This is a genomic window from Brevundimonas basaltis, assembly GCF_014202075.1.
GTDB classification, from domain to species: domain Bacteria; phylum Pseudomonadota; class Alphaproteobacteria; order Caulobacterales; family Caulobacteraceae; genus Brevundimonas; species Brevundimonas basaltis.
Genome location: NZ_JACHFZ010000001.1, coordinates 272,794 through 287,882, shown reverse-complemented (window position 1 = coordinate 287,882; position 15,089 = coordinate 272,794). Strand labels below are relative to the sequence as shown.

Sequence of the window (15,089 nt, the reverse complement as noted above, 5' to 3'; positions counted from 1 at the left end):
GATAGCGGCGGGACAGGGCGAGCGGGAGAGCCGCCGCCCGCCGCGATCAGCCCAGTGGCTCGGTCATCCGGTAGCCCAGCCCCTGCTCGGTCAGGATGATGCGCGGTCGCGCCGGATTGCGCTCGATCTTCTGGCGCAGTTGCGCGACCAGCACGCGAACCGACTGATTGTCGACCGCCCCGGAGCCGCCCCATACCGCCACGGCGATCTGCCGGTGGGTGACCACACGACCGGCGTAGCGTGCCAGCGTCCGCGCCAGATCGTACTCCCTCGGCGTAAGATGGATCGGTTCATCCTCGATCCAGACGCGCCGGTTGGACAGGTCCATGGTCAGGGCCCCGGCCTTGAACACTGACACCGACGAGAATCGGCGCTCGCGCCCGCGCTGGGCGGCGCGCAAGCGGGCCATCAACTCCCCCATCGCGAACGGCTTGTTGACGTAGTCGTCGGCGCCGAAGTCGAAGGCCGCGATCTTCTCATCCTCGAGATGCCGGGCGCTGAGCACGATGATCGGCACCTCGGACCATTGCCGGATCCGTTCGATGACCACCTTGCCGTCCATGTCGGGCAGGCCGAGGTCGAGCAGAATCAGGTCGAACCCCTCCCCCGCCAGCGCTTCCAGCGCCGCGTTTCCGGTGCCGACAGGCGTGATCTCGTAGCCTTCCGCCTCCAGCGCCGGTGACAGCGCCCGCACGATATGGGCTTCGTCCTCGACCAGCAGGATCCGGCTCATGACCCACCGTGCTCCGCTCCGCGCAGGCTGATGTCCACCCTTAGCCCCTGGGCCGCCGCCCGGCTTCGGCCCAGGCGGATCGAGCCCCCCATCGCCTCGATGAACCCCTTGGCGATCGACAGCCCCACGCCGGTTCCGCGCGCGTCCGGATGCCGGTTCTGACCGCGGTAGAATTTGTCGCAGAGGTGATCGTACTCCTCGTCGGGCACGCCGACCCCGTCATCCTCGATCGACAGCTCGACCGTCCCTTCGCCGCGCCGGGCCTCGATCCGAACCCGGACGGACGGGCCGCCGTGGACGACGGCGTTGTCCAGCAGATTGAACACGACCTGCTCCAGCAGGGCCGCGTCCGCCTCCATCTCGAGGGTCTGGTCCAGCGCGGACGCGTCGACGCGGTCGGCGGCCTCGGGATCCAGACGCCGGATCGCCCCGTCCAACACCTCGATGACTGCCACGGGGCCGAGCGCCGGCGCGAGATGGCCGGCTTCGATCCGCGAAAGGGCCAACAGACTCTCCAGGTAGGAGTTGAGGCGGTCGGCCTCCTGGACGATCCCCTCCGCAAGGTCGCGGCGCGTATCGTCGCTGAACCGCTCGCCATAATCCCGCAGGCTGCTCGCGGACGCCAGCACCGTCGCCAGCGGCGTCCGCAGATCGTGCGAGATCGACCCGAGGATCGCATCCCTCAGACGCGACGCCCGCACGCCCGCCTCGATCTCCGTCTGCAGATCGACCAGCCTGATCCGATCCAGGGCCGCGGCGCCGAGGTCGACCAGAAGGCCGCAGAGCCGGTTCTGGGCCGCCAGGTCTGAGGCCGGTGTCTCGCCGATGCGCCAGACAGCGACGCCGAGTTCGCCCTCGCGGGACAGGGCCTTGGCCCGCCAGGCGCCCCGGGCGACCAGCCCGCCCCGGCCCACGGCCTCGGCGGCGAGTTCAGTCACCATCTCGTCGGCCGGGTCCTCGACCGTCCCGCCTGTCAGGATGAAGGCTTGACCGTCCGTCGCGAGTTCGAGCTGCGCCGCCAGCTCATCGCGTAGCGCGCCCGCCTCCCCGGCGGCGCTGAAGGCGCGGCTGGCGCCGAGCAGCGATTCCAGCAGGTCCGCCCGGCGACGGCTGCTGCGCTCGCTCTCGCGAACCCGCCCGGCCAGGCCCCCGACCAGCAGCGCCACGACCAGGAAGGCCGCGAGGGTCAGGGCGTCGTCGGCGCCGGCGAACCGGAAACTGAAATACGGCTCCACCAGAGCGAAATTGTAGGCGATGAATGCCAGAAAGGCTGCAAACACCGCTGGCCGGGTGCCGAAGAACAGGGCGCAGACGATCACCGACCCGAGGAAGAAGATGGCCAGACGCGTGAGGTCAAAGACCTCGTAGAAGAAGGCAGCCGTCACCGTTCCGATCAGGACGACCGTCGCGGCGGCCAAAAACTCTCCCGCCACACCCATGCCGACATCGAACCGCTCCAGGAACCAGGCGGTCGGCCGGGGCGGCGGCGGAGAGGGGCTCACGACGGATTCGGTCTCGGGCGAGATGTGGAACAAGGCGAGGGCATTCTCTCTAGCGGCGCCGGAACGGCCGCCTCCCAGCCATGCAATGTTTTCGCCCGGCGGGGGAGAGGCATAAAAATCCTATTCTTGAGGCGTCGGGCCGAACGCTCCATCACTCTTCGAAAGGAGACTTCGATGAACCGTTCGCCCGCCCGCCATCCCGTCCTCGCTCTTGGCGCCGTCTGCGCTCTGGCGATCGGGCTGTCCGCCTGCGGCCACCGGGCCGCGCCGGCGAGCGCCGCCGATGGAAGCATGGGCGCGGCCATCCCGCCCGCCACCGGGTCTCGGGATGACCGCGGCGGGGCCGGGACCGGCTATATCGCCGGCAGCGCCGAGGACTTCAGCATCAACGTCGGCGACCGGGTCTATTTCGATCTCGACAGCCACCAGATCCGCACCGACGCCTTTTCGCGGCTCGATGCCCAGGCGACCTGGCTGCAGCGCTATCCCGGCGTCAACATCCGGATCGAGGGCAATGCGGACGAGCGCGGCACCCGCGAGTACAACCTCGCCCTCGGCGCCCGTCGGGCCGAGGCGGTGCGCGCCTATCTGATCGGCCGGGGCGTCCCCGCTGGCCGCATCGACACCATCAGCTTCGGCAAGGAACGACCGATCGCCTCGGGGTCCGGCGAAAGCGCGTTCGCCCAGAACCGGAACGCCCACACCGCGATCGCCAACCAACGCTAAACCCATTCCGCGCCCGGTCGGGCCCGGAACCGAGATCTGGAGCCCACCGGCGCGGCGCGTCTGGCCAGCCTGAGTTATCGCCGGCCTCCAGTAGTGGCCCGTTGTCGCCCAATCGACAGCGGGCCACGCCCAATTTCACGGACCGGTGACGCGAATTGCTGCGCTGCAAGTTAATGTGCAATCCGCACACTTCGAACAGACAACCCACTGTTTTTCCTGCGCATCACCTCTCCGGGAGCGTCCTGAACCCGCCTGAGGGCCGACCCGTGGGACAATCGGTCCGTCCCGTCGCTCGGGGAGGCGCAGAGGCCTTGCGTTCTTTGGCGGCGGGATGTGGAGAAGCGGGGACCCGGTTCCGGCTCGTCACATCAAGACGAGCGTTCGCCCGGGGTCTGTCCGGCTGAGGAAAAGGCCGGATGCGATGTCAGGGGCGAGGGGGATACTCGCCCGGTCCGGGGCCCGTGTCGCAAGCACGCCCCGCCCGCCGGAGGCGCTGCGGTAAGGCGATAAGACCGCCACCCGACGCAAGCTTCCGCCCAATCTCCGCGCGGAGCGTCAGTACGGAGTCGAAACGGTTAGTTGAAATTGTCTCCGGGCTCCGGCCCGGCGCTCCGCCGCCTTCCCGCCCCTCGCGCCCCGGCGCGAGGCTGCTTCCGCACGTCCGGAGAAAGGATCGCCCATGCCCCGGCCCCGCGCCGTGTCCCGCCCTCCGCCGCCGACGCCCGAGGACCGCGCCATGGCGGCCTTGCGCCTCCGCTGGCGACCGCTCAAACGGTGGAAGGACGCCGTGCATCGAGAGGCCTGGCGCATCGCCATGGCCGAGACCGGCGGCCACTGCACCGCGGACCATTTCGAGCGCGCCCGCCAGACCCTGATCGACCAGGGCCGCGGCCCGCCGCCCGGTTTCGAGGAGTGGTCGTGACGGTTTCCGGGCGTGGCGCAGGCCCCGTCGTGTCCTCTGTGCATTCGTTGTGGCCGTTGTGATGAATCTTCCGTCCGTCCGGACTCCGGCTCCGCCGGGAAGACCCGCCGCCGGATGGGCTCAGTTCGCTCCGCCCGCCGCCGCCCCGGCCGAGGCCATCTGCAGCTCGCCCTGCGGTTCGCGGAAATAGGCGTCGATACCCTCCGCCACGGCCTGCATCAGCCGCCGCCGGGCGCGGGGGTCGTTGAGCAGGCGCTCATCCTCGGGATTGGTGATGAAACCCATCTCCAGCAGCACGGCCGGCACGTCGGGCGCCAGCAGCACAGCCAGGCCGGCGTCGCGGTGGCTGCGCCGCAGCAGCGGATGATCGGCGCCCTCCAGCTCGCCCAGCAGGCTGCGGGCCAGCTGGGCCGAGCGGTTCTGGGTGGCGCGCTGGGTCATGTCGAGCAGGATGCGGTCGACCGAGGCGTCACGGCCCGGCAGGTTCAGGCTGCGCTGCCAGTTTTCGCCGCGGGTGAACTCACGCACGGCCCGGCCGGCGCCCTGTTCGGACAGGGTGTAGACGCTGGCCCCGCGCGTGGCCGGATCGGCGCCGGCATCCGCGTGCAGGGAGATGAACAGGTCCGCGCCCGCCTGCCGCGCGATGGCCACGCGACGGTACAGGTCGACATAGGCGTCGCTGTCGCGGGTCATCCGCACCCGGTAGCGTCCGCCGCGCTCCAGCTCGGCCTTCAGGGCCTGGGCGGCGGCGAGGGTGACGGCGCTCTCGCGCGAATGGGCTCCGCTGGCGCCCGGATCGCGCCCGCCGTGGCCGGCGTCGATGAAGATCAGCGGCTTCTCGGCGGGACGGGGCGGCGCGGGGCGGCGTTCGGCGGTTCGCGTCGGGGCCCGGCCGGTGGCCTTCAGGTCGATGACGTAGCGATAGTGGGCGACACCGTCGCCCGGCGGCAGCAGGAAGCGGCGTTCGATCTCGGCGCTGGTCGCCAGGTCCAGCTCGATGCGCGAGGCGGCCCCGGCGCCCGCGACCCGGAAGTCGCGCACCAGCCCCTGGCCCGCGCCGCTGCGCTGGCCGGGCGGCGACACGCCGGCGAGGCTCAGCACCACCCGGCCGTCGTCGCCGGACTGGATCACCTCGCCGCGCGCGGTGCGGTCCAGATCGAAGACCACCCGGGTGCGTTCGGCGTCGCCGCCGAACCGGACCCGCAGAATTTCGCCCATGCCGCCCGCCGCCAGCCCCCGTCCCGCCGCCAGAAGGGCGACGGCGAAGACCAGCAGGCCCACGGCGGCGATGACCCGCTCGCGGACGCTCCAGTGCGCCAGTTTCATACGCGACAACCCGTGCATTCGACGGAAACCCACCTTCTTGGTTGTCGGCATCCTGCCGCAACGGAGTCGCCAACGGGTTAAGGCCGACGCCGCTTTCAATTCGAATTGGTCGTCCCTATGCTTGGCCCGCTCGCGAATGATCGCGTCCCCCGAGCCATCGGGACCGGATGCGCCCTCCTCGCGGCATGACTTTCACTGATCCGAGAGCCGGACGGGCCCGCCCGCCGATTCGACGACCGGGTCCGGGACGCCCCTATCGACGGCGCGTTCGGGCCCAGGACCGTACTGAACCTTCATGGGCCACACCGCCTGCGCTCCCTTCCGGTCTGAACCGACCGACCTCGCCCCCGGCCAACGCCGAGGCGACGGGACCGCGCTCGCGTCCGCCCTCCCTTCCATTCGGCGAGCCGCCACACCCCCTCGCGGGGCCGGCCGAGCGCGCCAGAAAGAAACACTCCATGTCAAAGACCATGTTGATCGACGCCGCCCACGCGGAGGAGACCCGCGTCGCGATCGTCGAGGGCCGTCAGATCGAGGAATTCGACTTTGAATCCCGCTCGAAGCGCCAGCTTCGGGGCAACATCTACCTCGCCAAGGTCACCCGCGTAGAGCCCAGCCTGCAGGCCGCCTTCGTCGAGTACGGCGGCAACCGCCACGGCTTCCTCGCCTTCAACGAGATCCACCCGGATTATTATCAGATCCCCGTCGCCGACCGCGAAGCCATCATGGCCGAGGCGCCGTCGGACGAGGACGAGCACGACGACCTCGGCCGCGAGAGCGACGAGGGTGAAGCCGAAGGCGGCCTCGCCGAGGAAGAGCGCCTCAAGCGCCGCCTGATGCGCCGCTACAAGATCCAGGACGTCATCAAACGCCGCCAGGTCATGCTGGTCCAGGTCGTCAAGGACGAGCGCGGCGGCAAGGGCGCGGCCCTGACCACCTGGCTGTCGCTCGCCGGCCGCTACTGCGTGCTGATGCCCAACACCGGCAAGGGCGGCGGCATCTCCCGCAAAATCACCCAGGCTACCGATCGCAAGCGCCTGAAGGCCGCGGCCGCGGCGCTCGACGTGCCGCACGGCATGGGCCTGATCATCCGCACCGCCGGCGCCAAACGCACCAAGGCCGAGATCAAGCGCGATTACGAATATCTGCTCCGCCTGTGGGAGACGATCCGCGAGACCACCCTCGCCTCCAACGCCCCCTCCCTGATCTACGAGGAGGAGAACCTCGTCCGCCGCGCCGTCCGCGACATGTTCGACAAGGATTTCGACGGCATCCAGGTCGAGGGGGTCGAGGGCTTCAAGGAGGCCCGCGACTTCATGCGGGTGCTGATGCCCGCCCAGTCGAAGAAGGTGCACCTGTACCAGGGCGCGCGCCCGCTGTTCGCCTCCAACGGCATCGAGGAGATGCTGACCCAGATTCACCAGCCCACGGTGCCGCTGAAGTCCGGCGGCTATCTGGTCATCAACCAGACCGAGGCCCTGGTCGCCATAGACGTCAACTCCGGCCGCGCCACCAAGGAGCGCAACGTCGAGGCCACCGCCTTCAAGACCAATATGGAGGCCGCCGTCGAGGCCGCCCGCCAGCTGCGCCTGCGCGACCTCGCCGGCCTGATCGTCATCGACTTCATCGACATGGATGAATCGAAGAACAACCGGGCGGTCGAGAAGGCGCTGAAGGACGCGCTGGCCAAGGACCGCGCCCGCATCCAGATGGGCCGCATCTCCGGCTTCGGCCTGATGGAAATCAGCCGTCAGCGCCGTCGTCTCGGCGTCATCGAGGGCGCCACGGAGGTTTGCCCGCACTGCCAGGGCGCCGGCCGCATCCGCTCCGCCGAGAGCGCCGCCCTGATGACCCTGCGCGCCGTCGACATCGAAGCTGGCCGCAACGGCGCCGGTTCGGTCACCCTGCGCGTCTGCACCGCCGTCGCCCTCTACATCCTGAACCACAAACGCGACTACCTGCAGCGCCTGCTGGTCCAGCGGGGCCTTGCCGTCGTCATCCAGATCGACGACAGCCTCGCCCAGGGCGAGCACAACATCGAGCGCACCGAGACCAATGAAGACTTCACCCCGCCGGATGGGGTCGAGGCCCTTGTCGATCTGGACGATGACTTTGACGACAGCGCCTGGGCCGACGACGAGGAAGACGAGGACGAGTTCCTCGATGATGTCGTGTAGGAGGACGAGGACGCCTCCGGCGAGGACGGCGAGTCCCGCGGCGAACGCGTCGATGGCGAGCGGGGCCGCGGTCGCGGCCGGCGGCGTCGCGGCGGACGCCGCGATGACGGCGACGCTGCGGCCGGTGAAGCCACCCCTCCCGCCGGCGAGGACGACGACGACAGCGAGGCCGGTCGCCGGCGTCGTCGCGGCCGTCGCGGCGGTCGTCGCGTCCGTGAAGAAGGCGGCGAGCGCGACGCCTTCTTCTGGGTCCGCGGCCGCACCCCGTCGCTGGATGATCCCTTTGTCTGGTTCGACCCGATCAACCCCGGCGCCGCGACCCCGCGCCCGGACGCCGGAAGCGACGGCGCGCCGCGCGACCGCGTCGAGGCCGAGGGCGGCGAGACCGGCGAACGCAGCGGACGCTCGCGCCGCCGCCGCGGCCGGGGTCGCGGCCGGGATCGCGGCGACCGGGACCAGGCCCCCGAGACCACCCCGGAGCTCCGCGCCGCCAACGAGGGCATGATCGAGGAAACCTCGCCCGGGATTCCGGCAGCCGTGCGGGTCGCCGACGAGGCCGAGGCCCCTGCTCCGCTGGCCGTCGAGGAACCGAAGCGCCGCCGCGTGCGTCGCAAGGTGACCGCAGAGACTGCTCCGGACGTCGAAGCGCCGCTGGCTGAGCTCGCCGAACCGGCGGCTCCCGAGCCGGTCGCGGCGCCGGAACCGGTCGTCGAACCGGCCGGGGAGCCGTCGCCCGCCGCCGACTCTCCGGAGCCTGCCGAGGCCGAGGTCGACGTGGCCGCCCTGATCGCCGAGGATCCGAACCAGATCGTCGCACCGCCCGAGAAGCCGAAGCGGGGATGGTGGCGCCGTTGAATGGCCGCGATTAGATAGTGAGGATCGCGACGGGGGCGTTCGACGGTATCGGGAGTACGCCATGAATTGGCTGACCAGACACGCCGCTCGCCTCGTCGGGGCCGTGGCCGCCGCCGGCCTGATGCTGGCGGCCGCCGCCCCCGCCTCGGCCCAGAGCGCCATTCGCGACACCGAGATCGAGTCGATCATCCACGAATGGGCCGATCCGGTCTTTCTCGGCATGGGGCTCGAGCCGTCCGAGGTCGAGATCCTGCTCGTCGCCGACCCGGAACTGAACGCCTTCGCCACCCGCGGCCGGATCATGGGCATCAACACCGGCCTGATCCTGCGCACGCGTACTCCGAACGAACTGCTCGGCGTCATCGCCCACGAGGGCGGTCACATCCGCAACCGCCATACCTTGCGCGACGGGGCCCGGGACGCCGGCATGCAGCCGATGCTGATGACCATGGCTCTCGGGGCCCTGGCCATCGCCGCGGGCGCGCCTGACGCCGGCGCCGTCCTGCTCGGCAACAGCCAGTATTTCGGCACGCTCAGCGCTCTGCGCTACATGACCCATCAAGAGGGTGAAGCCGACAACACCGCCGCCCGCGCGCTCGAAACGGCGGGCCAGTCGGGCCGCGGGCTCGTCTCCTTCTTCGAGAATTTCCGTTCCCAGGAAGTGTTCTCGGACGCCCGCCGGTATCCGTATTTCCGCAGCCACCCGCTGTCGTCCGACCGGATCGAGAGCCTGCGCCGCTTCGTGTCCGAACAGCCCAGCTATGCAAACCGCGACAGCCCCGAACGGATGGCCCAGCACGCCCTCGTCCTGGCCAAGATTCATGCCTTCATGGACCATCCGCGCGAGACCCTGCGCGACTATCCCGAGACTGACACCGCCCTGCCCGCCCGCTACGCGCGAGCCATCGCCTGGTATCGCGACGGCCAGACGGAACGGGCGCTTTCGGCGGTCGACGTCCTGCTCGCGGAACAGCCGGAGAACCCGTATTTCTGGGAACTGAAGGGCCAGATACTGTTCGAGGAAGGCCGACCCGAGGAGGCCATCGGCGCCCACCAGCGCTCGGTCGAGCTGATGCCGGACGCGCCGCTGCTGCGCATCAATCTCGGCCACGCCCTGATCGAGACCCGCGATCCGGCCAGGCTGGATGACGCCGTCCGCCACCTCAAGCTCGCCTCGGCGCTTGAGAAGGACAACAGCATGGCGTGGCGGTTGCTCGCCCAAGCCTACGACAGCCAGGGCAAGGAGGGCGAGGCGCGACTGGCTTCGGCGGAGATGTATTTCGCCGCGGGTTCGCAGCGACAGGCCACCCAGTTCGCCCTCCGCGCTCGCGACATGCTCGAGCCGGGCTCCGTCGAATGGATCCGGGCCATGGACATTGTCTTCGCCTCGGGGGCCACCCAGGACGATGTCGACGATCTCGACCGCCGCAACGATCAGCGCCGTCGGCCAGGCGTCATTCCCGCCGGCGGCTGAGCCATCCCATTCCGAGAGGACGCATGACCGAAACGCCCGAATCCAAGCCCGCGCCGTCGCTGCCGAGCCGCCTCCTGTCCGGCGGTCGCGCCGGCGTGCTGGCCTTGGCGGTGTCGATCGTGGCGCTGATCGTCGCGGTCGCCCCCTATGCGACGGGAACGGACTTCGGGTCTCGGGTGAAGGCCTATCTGATCCAGAACCCCGAGGTGCTGCAGGAAGTCAGCATTGCTCTCGACCAGAAGGCCCAGCAGCAGCAGATCGTCGAGAACCGCCAGAAGACGGTCGAGATCACGGCGCGCGCCGCGGCCAATCCGGGCCTTCTCGGTGTCGACGGTCGCGACGCGGCCTTCGGGCCCGCCGACGCCAAGGTCACCGTCATCGAGTTTTTCGATTTCCGCTGCCCGGGCTGTAAGGCGACCGCGCCCGAGGTGCTGCGCCTGATGCAGGCCCACCCCGACGTGCGCTTCGTCTTCAAGGAATGGCCCATCCTCGACGGCCCGACCAACGGGGCGTCCCACTACGCCGCCCGCGCAGCCCAGGCCGCCCACCGTCAGGGCAAATATCTGCCGGTGTTCCGCGACCTTATGGACGCGCCGTCACTGTCCGAGGCGTCGATCGACGCCATCCTCGCCGCCAACGGCGTGTCGATGCCACAGGCCGAGGCGACCATGGCCAGCTCTGAACTCGCCCGCCACATGGCCGACATGCAGACTTCCGCCATGGCCCTGGGCCTCGTCGGGACCCCGACCTTCTTCGTCAACGGCGAGGCGCTGGCGTCGATCGAGCCCGCCGTCCTGGATCGAGCGATCCGAAAAGCCAAGGCGGGCTAGATTCAGACCAGGCTGAGGCTCATCGCGCCGCACCTCCGACGGCCGCGCATTCCGGAAGTCTTCCCTGTCCCCAACCGAACGTGGCCGAACCACAGGGCGAGGCCAAGCGGCGCTTCTCCCGCCCGGCGGATCAGCCCATAGTCCCCCGCTCATGCCCATCCGCCGTCTTCCGCCCGAAACCGTCAACCGCATCGCCGCCGGCGAGGTTGTCGAACGCCCGGCCAGCGCCATCAAGGAACTGGTCGAGAATGCCCTCGACGCGGGCGCGACGCGGATCGAGGTGCAGGCTGACGGCGGCGGCCTCAGCCGCATCCTGATCGCCGACGACGGGCATGGCATGGCCGCCGACCAGCTGGCTCTGGCGATCGAGCGCCACGCCACCTCCAAGCTCGAGACCGACGACGCCGGCGACGTCGACCTGCTGCGCATCTCGACCCTCGGATTCCGGGGCGAGGCCCTGCCCTCGATCGGCTCGGTCGCCCGTCTGACCATCACCAGCCGGCCGAAAGGCGGCGGCGACGCTCACCGGATCACCGTCGAGGGCGGCGACCAGCGCCCGGTCGCCCCCGCCGCCTTCCCCGGCCCGCACGGGGCCCGCGTCGAGGTGCGCGACCTGTTCTACGCCACCCCGGCCCGGCTGAAATTCATGAAGTCCGAGCGCGCCGAAGCGATGGCCATCTCGGAGGAGATCAAGCGTCAGGCCATGGCCCACGAGGCCGTCGCCTTCACCCTCGACCTCGACGGCCGCACGACCCTGCGCCTGCCCGCTGAATTCCCAGGCGACCAGGGCCGTCTCAAACGCCTCGCCGCCCTGCTCGGCCGCGATTTCGAGGCCAACGCCTTGCTGATCGATCAGGAACGCGACGGCGTGCGCCTGTCCGGCTATGCGGGTTTGCCGACCTACAGCCGGGGCAACGCCGCCCACCAGTTTCTGTTCGTCAACGGCCGCCCGGTGAAGGACCGCTTGCTGCAAGGGGCCCTGCGCGGAGCCTACGCCGACTTCCTCGCCCGCGACCGCCACCCGGCGGCGGTGCTCTTCCTCGAGGTCGATCCGCTCTACGTCGACGTCAACGTTCATCCGGCCAAGGCCGAGGTGCGCTTTCGCGATCCCGCCCTCGTTCGCGGCCTGATCGTCGGCGGCCTGCGCCACGCCCTGCACGCCGCCGGTCACCGGGCCTCGACCACGGTGGCGGCGGATGCGCTGGCGGGCTTCACGGCTCACGAGGGCGTGGGGCATGGGGCGTGGGGCGTGGCGGCCACCCCCGCGGCCGCGCCGGGTTGGTCAGGCTGGACCGGCTGGTCCGTCCCCGACTCCGCCGCCCAACTCATCCCGGGCCTCAACGATCGCAGCGCCCGCGTCGAACCTGTTGACGCCTACACCCCACACCCCACGCCCCACGCCCTTTCCGAAATCGACCTCCCCCTCGGCGCCGCCCGGGCCCAGCTGCACGGCACCTACATCGTCGCCCAGACCCGTGACGGGCTCGTCGTCGTCGACCAGCACGCGGCCCACGAACGCCTCGTCTATGAACGGATGAAAACCCAGATGGCCGCCGGCGCGGTGACCCGCCAGGCCCTGCTGACGCCCGAGGTGGTCGAGCTCGATCCCGCCGAGGCCGAGCGGATCGGCGCCCGCGTCGACGAACTGGCCCAGCTTGGGCTGATCGTCGAGCCGTTCGGCACCGGGGCCGTGCTGGTCCGCGAGACTCCCGCCCTCCTCGGCGACACCGACGTTCAGGGCCTGATCCGCGACATCGCCGACGACCTGGCCGAACACGGCGCGGCCCTGGCCCTCAGCGAACGCCTTGGCGAGGTGTGCGGCACCATGGCCTGCCACGGCAGCGTCCGCGCCGGCCGCGTGCTCTCCGCCCCGGAGATGAACGCACTCCTCCGCCAGATGGAGGCGACCCCCCACTCCGGCCAGTGCAACCACGGCCGCCCGACCTACGTGGAGCTGAAGCTCAACGACCTCGAAAAGCTGTTCGGACGGCGATGAAGTCGGTCCTGTTCGTGTGCCTCGGCAATATCTGTCGCTCGCCTCTGGCCGAGGGCGCATTGCGGGCCGAGGCCGCGCGCATCGGCCTCGACCTGATCGTCGACTCCGCCGGCACCGGGAACTGGCATGCGGGAAAGCCGCCCGACGACCGCGCCATCGCCGTCGCCCTGAAGAACGGCGTCGACATCTCGGCCTTGCGAGCGCGGCAGGTGCGGCCCGGCGACTTTCACCGCTTCCACCATGTGATCGCCCTCGACCACGACAATCTGTCGAACCTCCGCCGGCTCGCCCCCGCCGACGCGACGGCCGAACTGAGCCTGCTGCTGGATCACGTCGAGGGCCGCGAGGGCCAGGCCGTGACCGACCCCTGGTTCGGCGACGAAGCCGGCTTCGAGATCACCTGGGCCGAGGTGACGGCGGCGGCGCGGACGCTGGCGGCCCGCCTGCGATCGGATCGCTAAAGGCTCAGCGCCTCGACCACGCCGCTCGCGCGGCCGCCCGAGACAACCTCGCCGCCGGCGATGGCATAGATGACGCCGTCCACCGCCGCGGCGGCCAGCCCGTGACGCGGCGTTCGCATGGCGGGTCCGGCGTCCCAGCGATCGACCGCCGGGTCGTAGATCCACGTTTCGGCGAAGACCCCGCCCCCGCCCCCGCCCCCGCCGGGCGCGAACCACTCGCCGCCGAAGGCGACCAGCTTTCCGGAGAGCGCGGCCATGGCCAGCCCGCCGCCGACCTGCTGCCCGGTCTCCGGCGATGGCGGGATCGGCGTCAGGGTGTCCCAGCGGTCCGCGACCGGATCGTAGCGGTCCAGCCGCCCGGTGCCGCCGCCTGACACCCTCCGGCCGCCGGCCACCCACAGCGTTTCGTTCAGCACCGCCCCGGCCGCGCTGTTACGCGCCATCGGACAGGGCGCCGCCGTCTCCCAACGCCCTTCGCCGGGGAGGAACACACGGTGCGTCGCCACGTCGACCTGGTCGTTCCACTGACCGTTCCGCCCGCCCGGCGACCGGCCGGTGACCAGATGGATCCGTCCGCCCAGTTCCGCGCCCACCGTCTCGCTGAGCGGCTCCGGCAACTGTCCCGCCTCGATCCAGCGGTCGCCGTCCAGCGCCCAGACCTCGGTCATCGAGGTCCAGTCTCCGGCCTCCGAGCGGCCATAGCCGCCCAGGGCGAACACCCGCCCCGCCGCGTCCGCGATGATCATGGGATGATGGCGCGGCGCCGGCAGCCGGGGCCCCTCCGTCCAGCCCGGCGCGCCAGGAACCCAGCGCGCCATGCGGTCCTCGATCTCGGTGACGCCGCCCACGCGGCGCAACCCTCCGGCGGTTACAATGGCCCCCTTCGAGACCGCGCAGTAGATCTCCTGCACCGCCCACGGCAGGGCGGGCATGGTCCGCCATTCGCTCCCGTCCGCCTGCGCCCAAGCGGTGAACGGGACCGCGGCGGAGGCCCCGGCGGCGGCGACGAAGGCGCGGCGGTCGAGCGTGTTCATGGCGACAGCCTGCGCCTGAACCGCCTGTTGCGCCAGACGCCTGTCAGGCCGGCCGCGCCACTCTGAGGAACAGCACCCGCGCGGCCCCGTAGTCGCGCGCGTCCAGCCGGTCATAGCCGGGCGTCTCGATCTCCGGCTCGTCCGAGCCCCGCTCGAACACGACGATCGCGCCCGGCTTCAGCCAGTCTCCCTCCAGCAGACGCACCAGCGTCTGCTCGCCCAGCCCCCTGCGATACGGCGGATCCAGAAAGGCCAGGTCGAAGGCCTCGCCGTCAGATCCCGGCCGCACGCCAAGATCGGTGGCGCTGCGCCGGTGCACCCGCGTCCGGCCCATCACGCCATAAGCGTCGGCGTTCTCGCGGATCGCCCCGCGCGCGTCCTCATCGGTCTCGACGAACAGGCAGAAGGCCGCCCCCCGGCTGATCGCCTCGAAGCCGAGCGCCCCCGACCCGGCGTAGACGTCCATCACCCGCGCGTCCTGCAGCCCGTCGGCCCAGGCCGCATGCTCCAGCACATTGAACACGGCCTGGCGCGCCCGGTCGGAGGTCGGGCGCGTGCCCTGCCCCTCCGGCGCGACGATGGATCGGCCCTTCAGGCTTCCGGCGACGATCCGCACTCAGGCGCCTTCCGCGAACTGGGCCATGACCTCTTCGCCGGTCATCCGGTCGCGGTCCCCGGCGAAGTCGTAATTGTCCGGTTTGGACTCGATGAAAATTTCGCTCTCGAAGGCGAAGACCGACGGGTCGTCGAACGCCTGCGCAGAGACCGCGGTCAGGCCGCCGCCTTTCAGGGTCCAGAACAGCGTCGATCCGCAGGCGCGGCAGAAGCTCCGCGTGGCCCAGTCCGACGAGTCATAGACGGCCACCGCCTCGGGAGTCGCCACCTCGACGCTGTCGCCGCAATCGACGCCCAGATAGACGCCGCCCGTCCAGCGTCGGCAGTTCTCGCAATGACAGGCGTGCATACCGTGTTTCGGGACCGCCGTGAACGTCACGGCGCCGCACAGGCAGCGGCCCGTCAGGCGTTCGGCATGGGAGGTGTCGGTCATTCTGG

The 15,089-nt window shown here is 70.5% G+C and carries 12 protein-coding genes and 1 pseudogene; 7 read left to right on the top strand and 6 right to left on the bottom strand.

The genetic code is table 11. The features are described 5' to 3' along the window. Nucleotides 1-46: 46 nt before the first annotated feature. Entirely contained in the window at nt 47-733 is a 687-nt protein-coding gene (locus HNQ67_RS01535) for a response regulator (protein WP_183251700.1), read from the bottom strand. Beyond that, the gene (locus tag HNQ67_RS01530) at nt 730-2,235 is read right to left on the bottom strand and encodes an ATP-binding protein (RefSeq protein ID WP_183251699.1); all 1,506 of its coding nucleotides are present in this window, start codon (nt 2,233-2,235) and stop codon (nt 730-732) included. Before HNQ67_RS01530 ends, HNQ67_RS01535 begins: the two co-directional genes overlap by 4 nt. Nucleotides 2,236-2,409: 174 nt before the next feature. On the opposite strand from HNQ67_RS01530, the gene pal reads away from it, so the two are divergent. Both pal and HNQ67_RS01520 read left to right on the top strand, forming a co-directional pair. Further along, the gene (pal, locus tag HNQ67_RS01525) at nt 2,410-2,961 is read left to right on the top strand and encodes a peptidoglycan-associated lipoprotein Pal (RefSeq protein ID WP_183251697.1); all 552 of its coding nucleotides are present in this window, start codon (nt 2,410-2,412) and stop codon (nt 2,959-2,961) included. A 679-nt stretch (nt 2,962-3,640) separates the two neighbouring features. Then, nucleotides 3,641-3,883: a hypothetical protein gene (locus HNQ67_RS01520; RefSeq protein WP_183251695.1), complete on the top strand. Its 243-nt coding sequence runs from the start codon at nt 3,641-3,643 to the stop codon at nt 3,881-3,883. A gap of 120 nt (nt 3,884-4,003) precedes the next feature. Here HNQ67_RS01520 and HNQ67_RS01515 read toward each other — a convergent pair whose 3' ends face one another. After that, nucleotides 4,004-5,227, bottom strand: coding sequence for an N-acetylmuramoyl-L-alanine amidase family protein (locus HNQ67_RS01515; RefSeq protein ID WP_183251694.1), 1,224 nt, complete (start codon nt 5,225-5,227; stop codon nt 4,004-4,006). 440 nt (nt 5,228-5,667) lie between these two features. Between HNQ67_RS01515 and HNQ67_RS01510 the strand changes: the two are divergent. From HNQ67_RS01510 to HNQ67_RS01490, 5 genes and pseudogenes are all read left to right on the top strand, one after another. After that, a pseudogene (locus tag HNQ67_RS01510) lies at nt 5,668-8,241 on the top strand (Rne/Rng family ribonuclease). 61 nt (nt 8,242-8,302) lie between these two features. Further along, nucleotides 8,303-9,715 carry a M48 family metalloprotease gene (locus HNQ67_RS01505; RefSeq protein WP_183251692.1) on the top strand — a complete coding sequence of 471 codons (1,413 nt, stop codon included), beginning with the start codon at nt 8,303-8,305 and terminating at the stop codon, nt 9,713-9,715. Nucleotides 9,716-9,738: 23 nt separating this feature from the next. Next, nucleotides 9,739-10,545 (top strand): DsbA family protein, encoded by an 807-nt coding sequence (locus HNQ67_RS01500; RefSeq protein WP_183251689.1) that lies wholly within the window; start codon nt 9,739-9,741, stop codon nt 10,543-10,545. Nucleotides 10,546-10,696: 151 nt separating this feature from the next. Further along, complete coding sequence (gene mutL / locus HNQ67_RS01495; RefSeq protein WP_183251687.1) at nt 10,697-12,541, top strand: DNA mismatch repair endonuclease MutL; 1,845 nt, start codon at nt 10,697-10,699, stop codon at nt 12,539-12,541. Then, nucleotides 12,538-13,002, top strand: a complete 465-nt coding sequence (locus tag HNQ67_RS01490) for a low molecular weight protein-tyrosine-phosphatase (RefSeq protein ID WP_183251685.1) — start codon at nt 12,538-12,540, stop codon at nt 13,000-13,002. The genes mutL and HNQ67_RS01490 overlap by 4 nt, the downstream gene beginning before the upstream one ends. On the opposite strand, the gene HNQ67_RS01485 is transcribed toward HNQ67_RS01490, so the two are convergent. From HNQ67_RS01485 to HNQ67_RS01475, 3 genes are read right to left on the bottom strand one after another with little or no spacing between them, the layout of a single operon-like run. Continuing rightward, nucleotides 12,999-14,036: a Kelch repeat-containing protein gene (locus HNQ67_RS01485; protein ID WP_183251683.1), complete on the bottom strand. Its 1,038-nt coding sequence runs from the start codon at nt 14,034-14,036 to the stop codon at nt 12,999-13,001. The genes HNQ67_RS01490 and HNQ67_RS01485 overlap by 4 nt on opposite strands. A 43-nt stretch (nt 14,037-14,079) precedes the next feature. Next, nucleotides 14,080-14,652 (bottom strand): 16S rRNA (guanine(966)-N(2))-methyltransferase RsmD, encoded by a 573-nt coding sequence (gene rsmD / locus HNQ67_RS01480; RefSeq protein ID WP_183251681.1) that lies wholly within the window; start codon nt 14,650-14,652, stop codon nt 14,080-14,082. Then, nucleotides 14,653-15,084 (bottom strand): GFA family protein, encoded by a 432-nt coding sequence (locus tag HNQ67_RS01475; RefSeq protein WP_246347396.1) that lies wholly within the window; start codon nt 15,082-15,084, stop codon nt 14,653-14,655. Between the last annotated feature and the right edge of the window lie 5 nt (nt 15,085-15,089).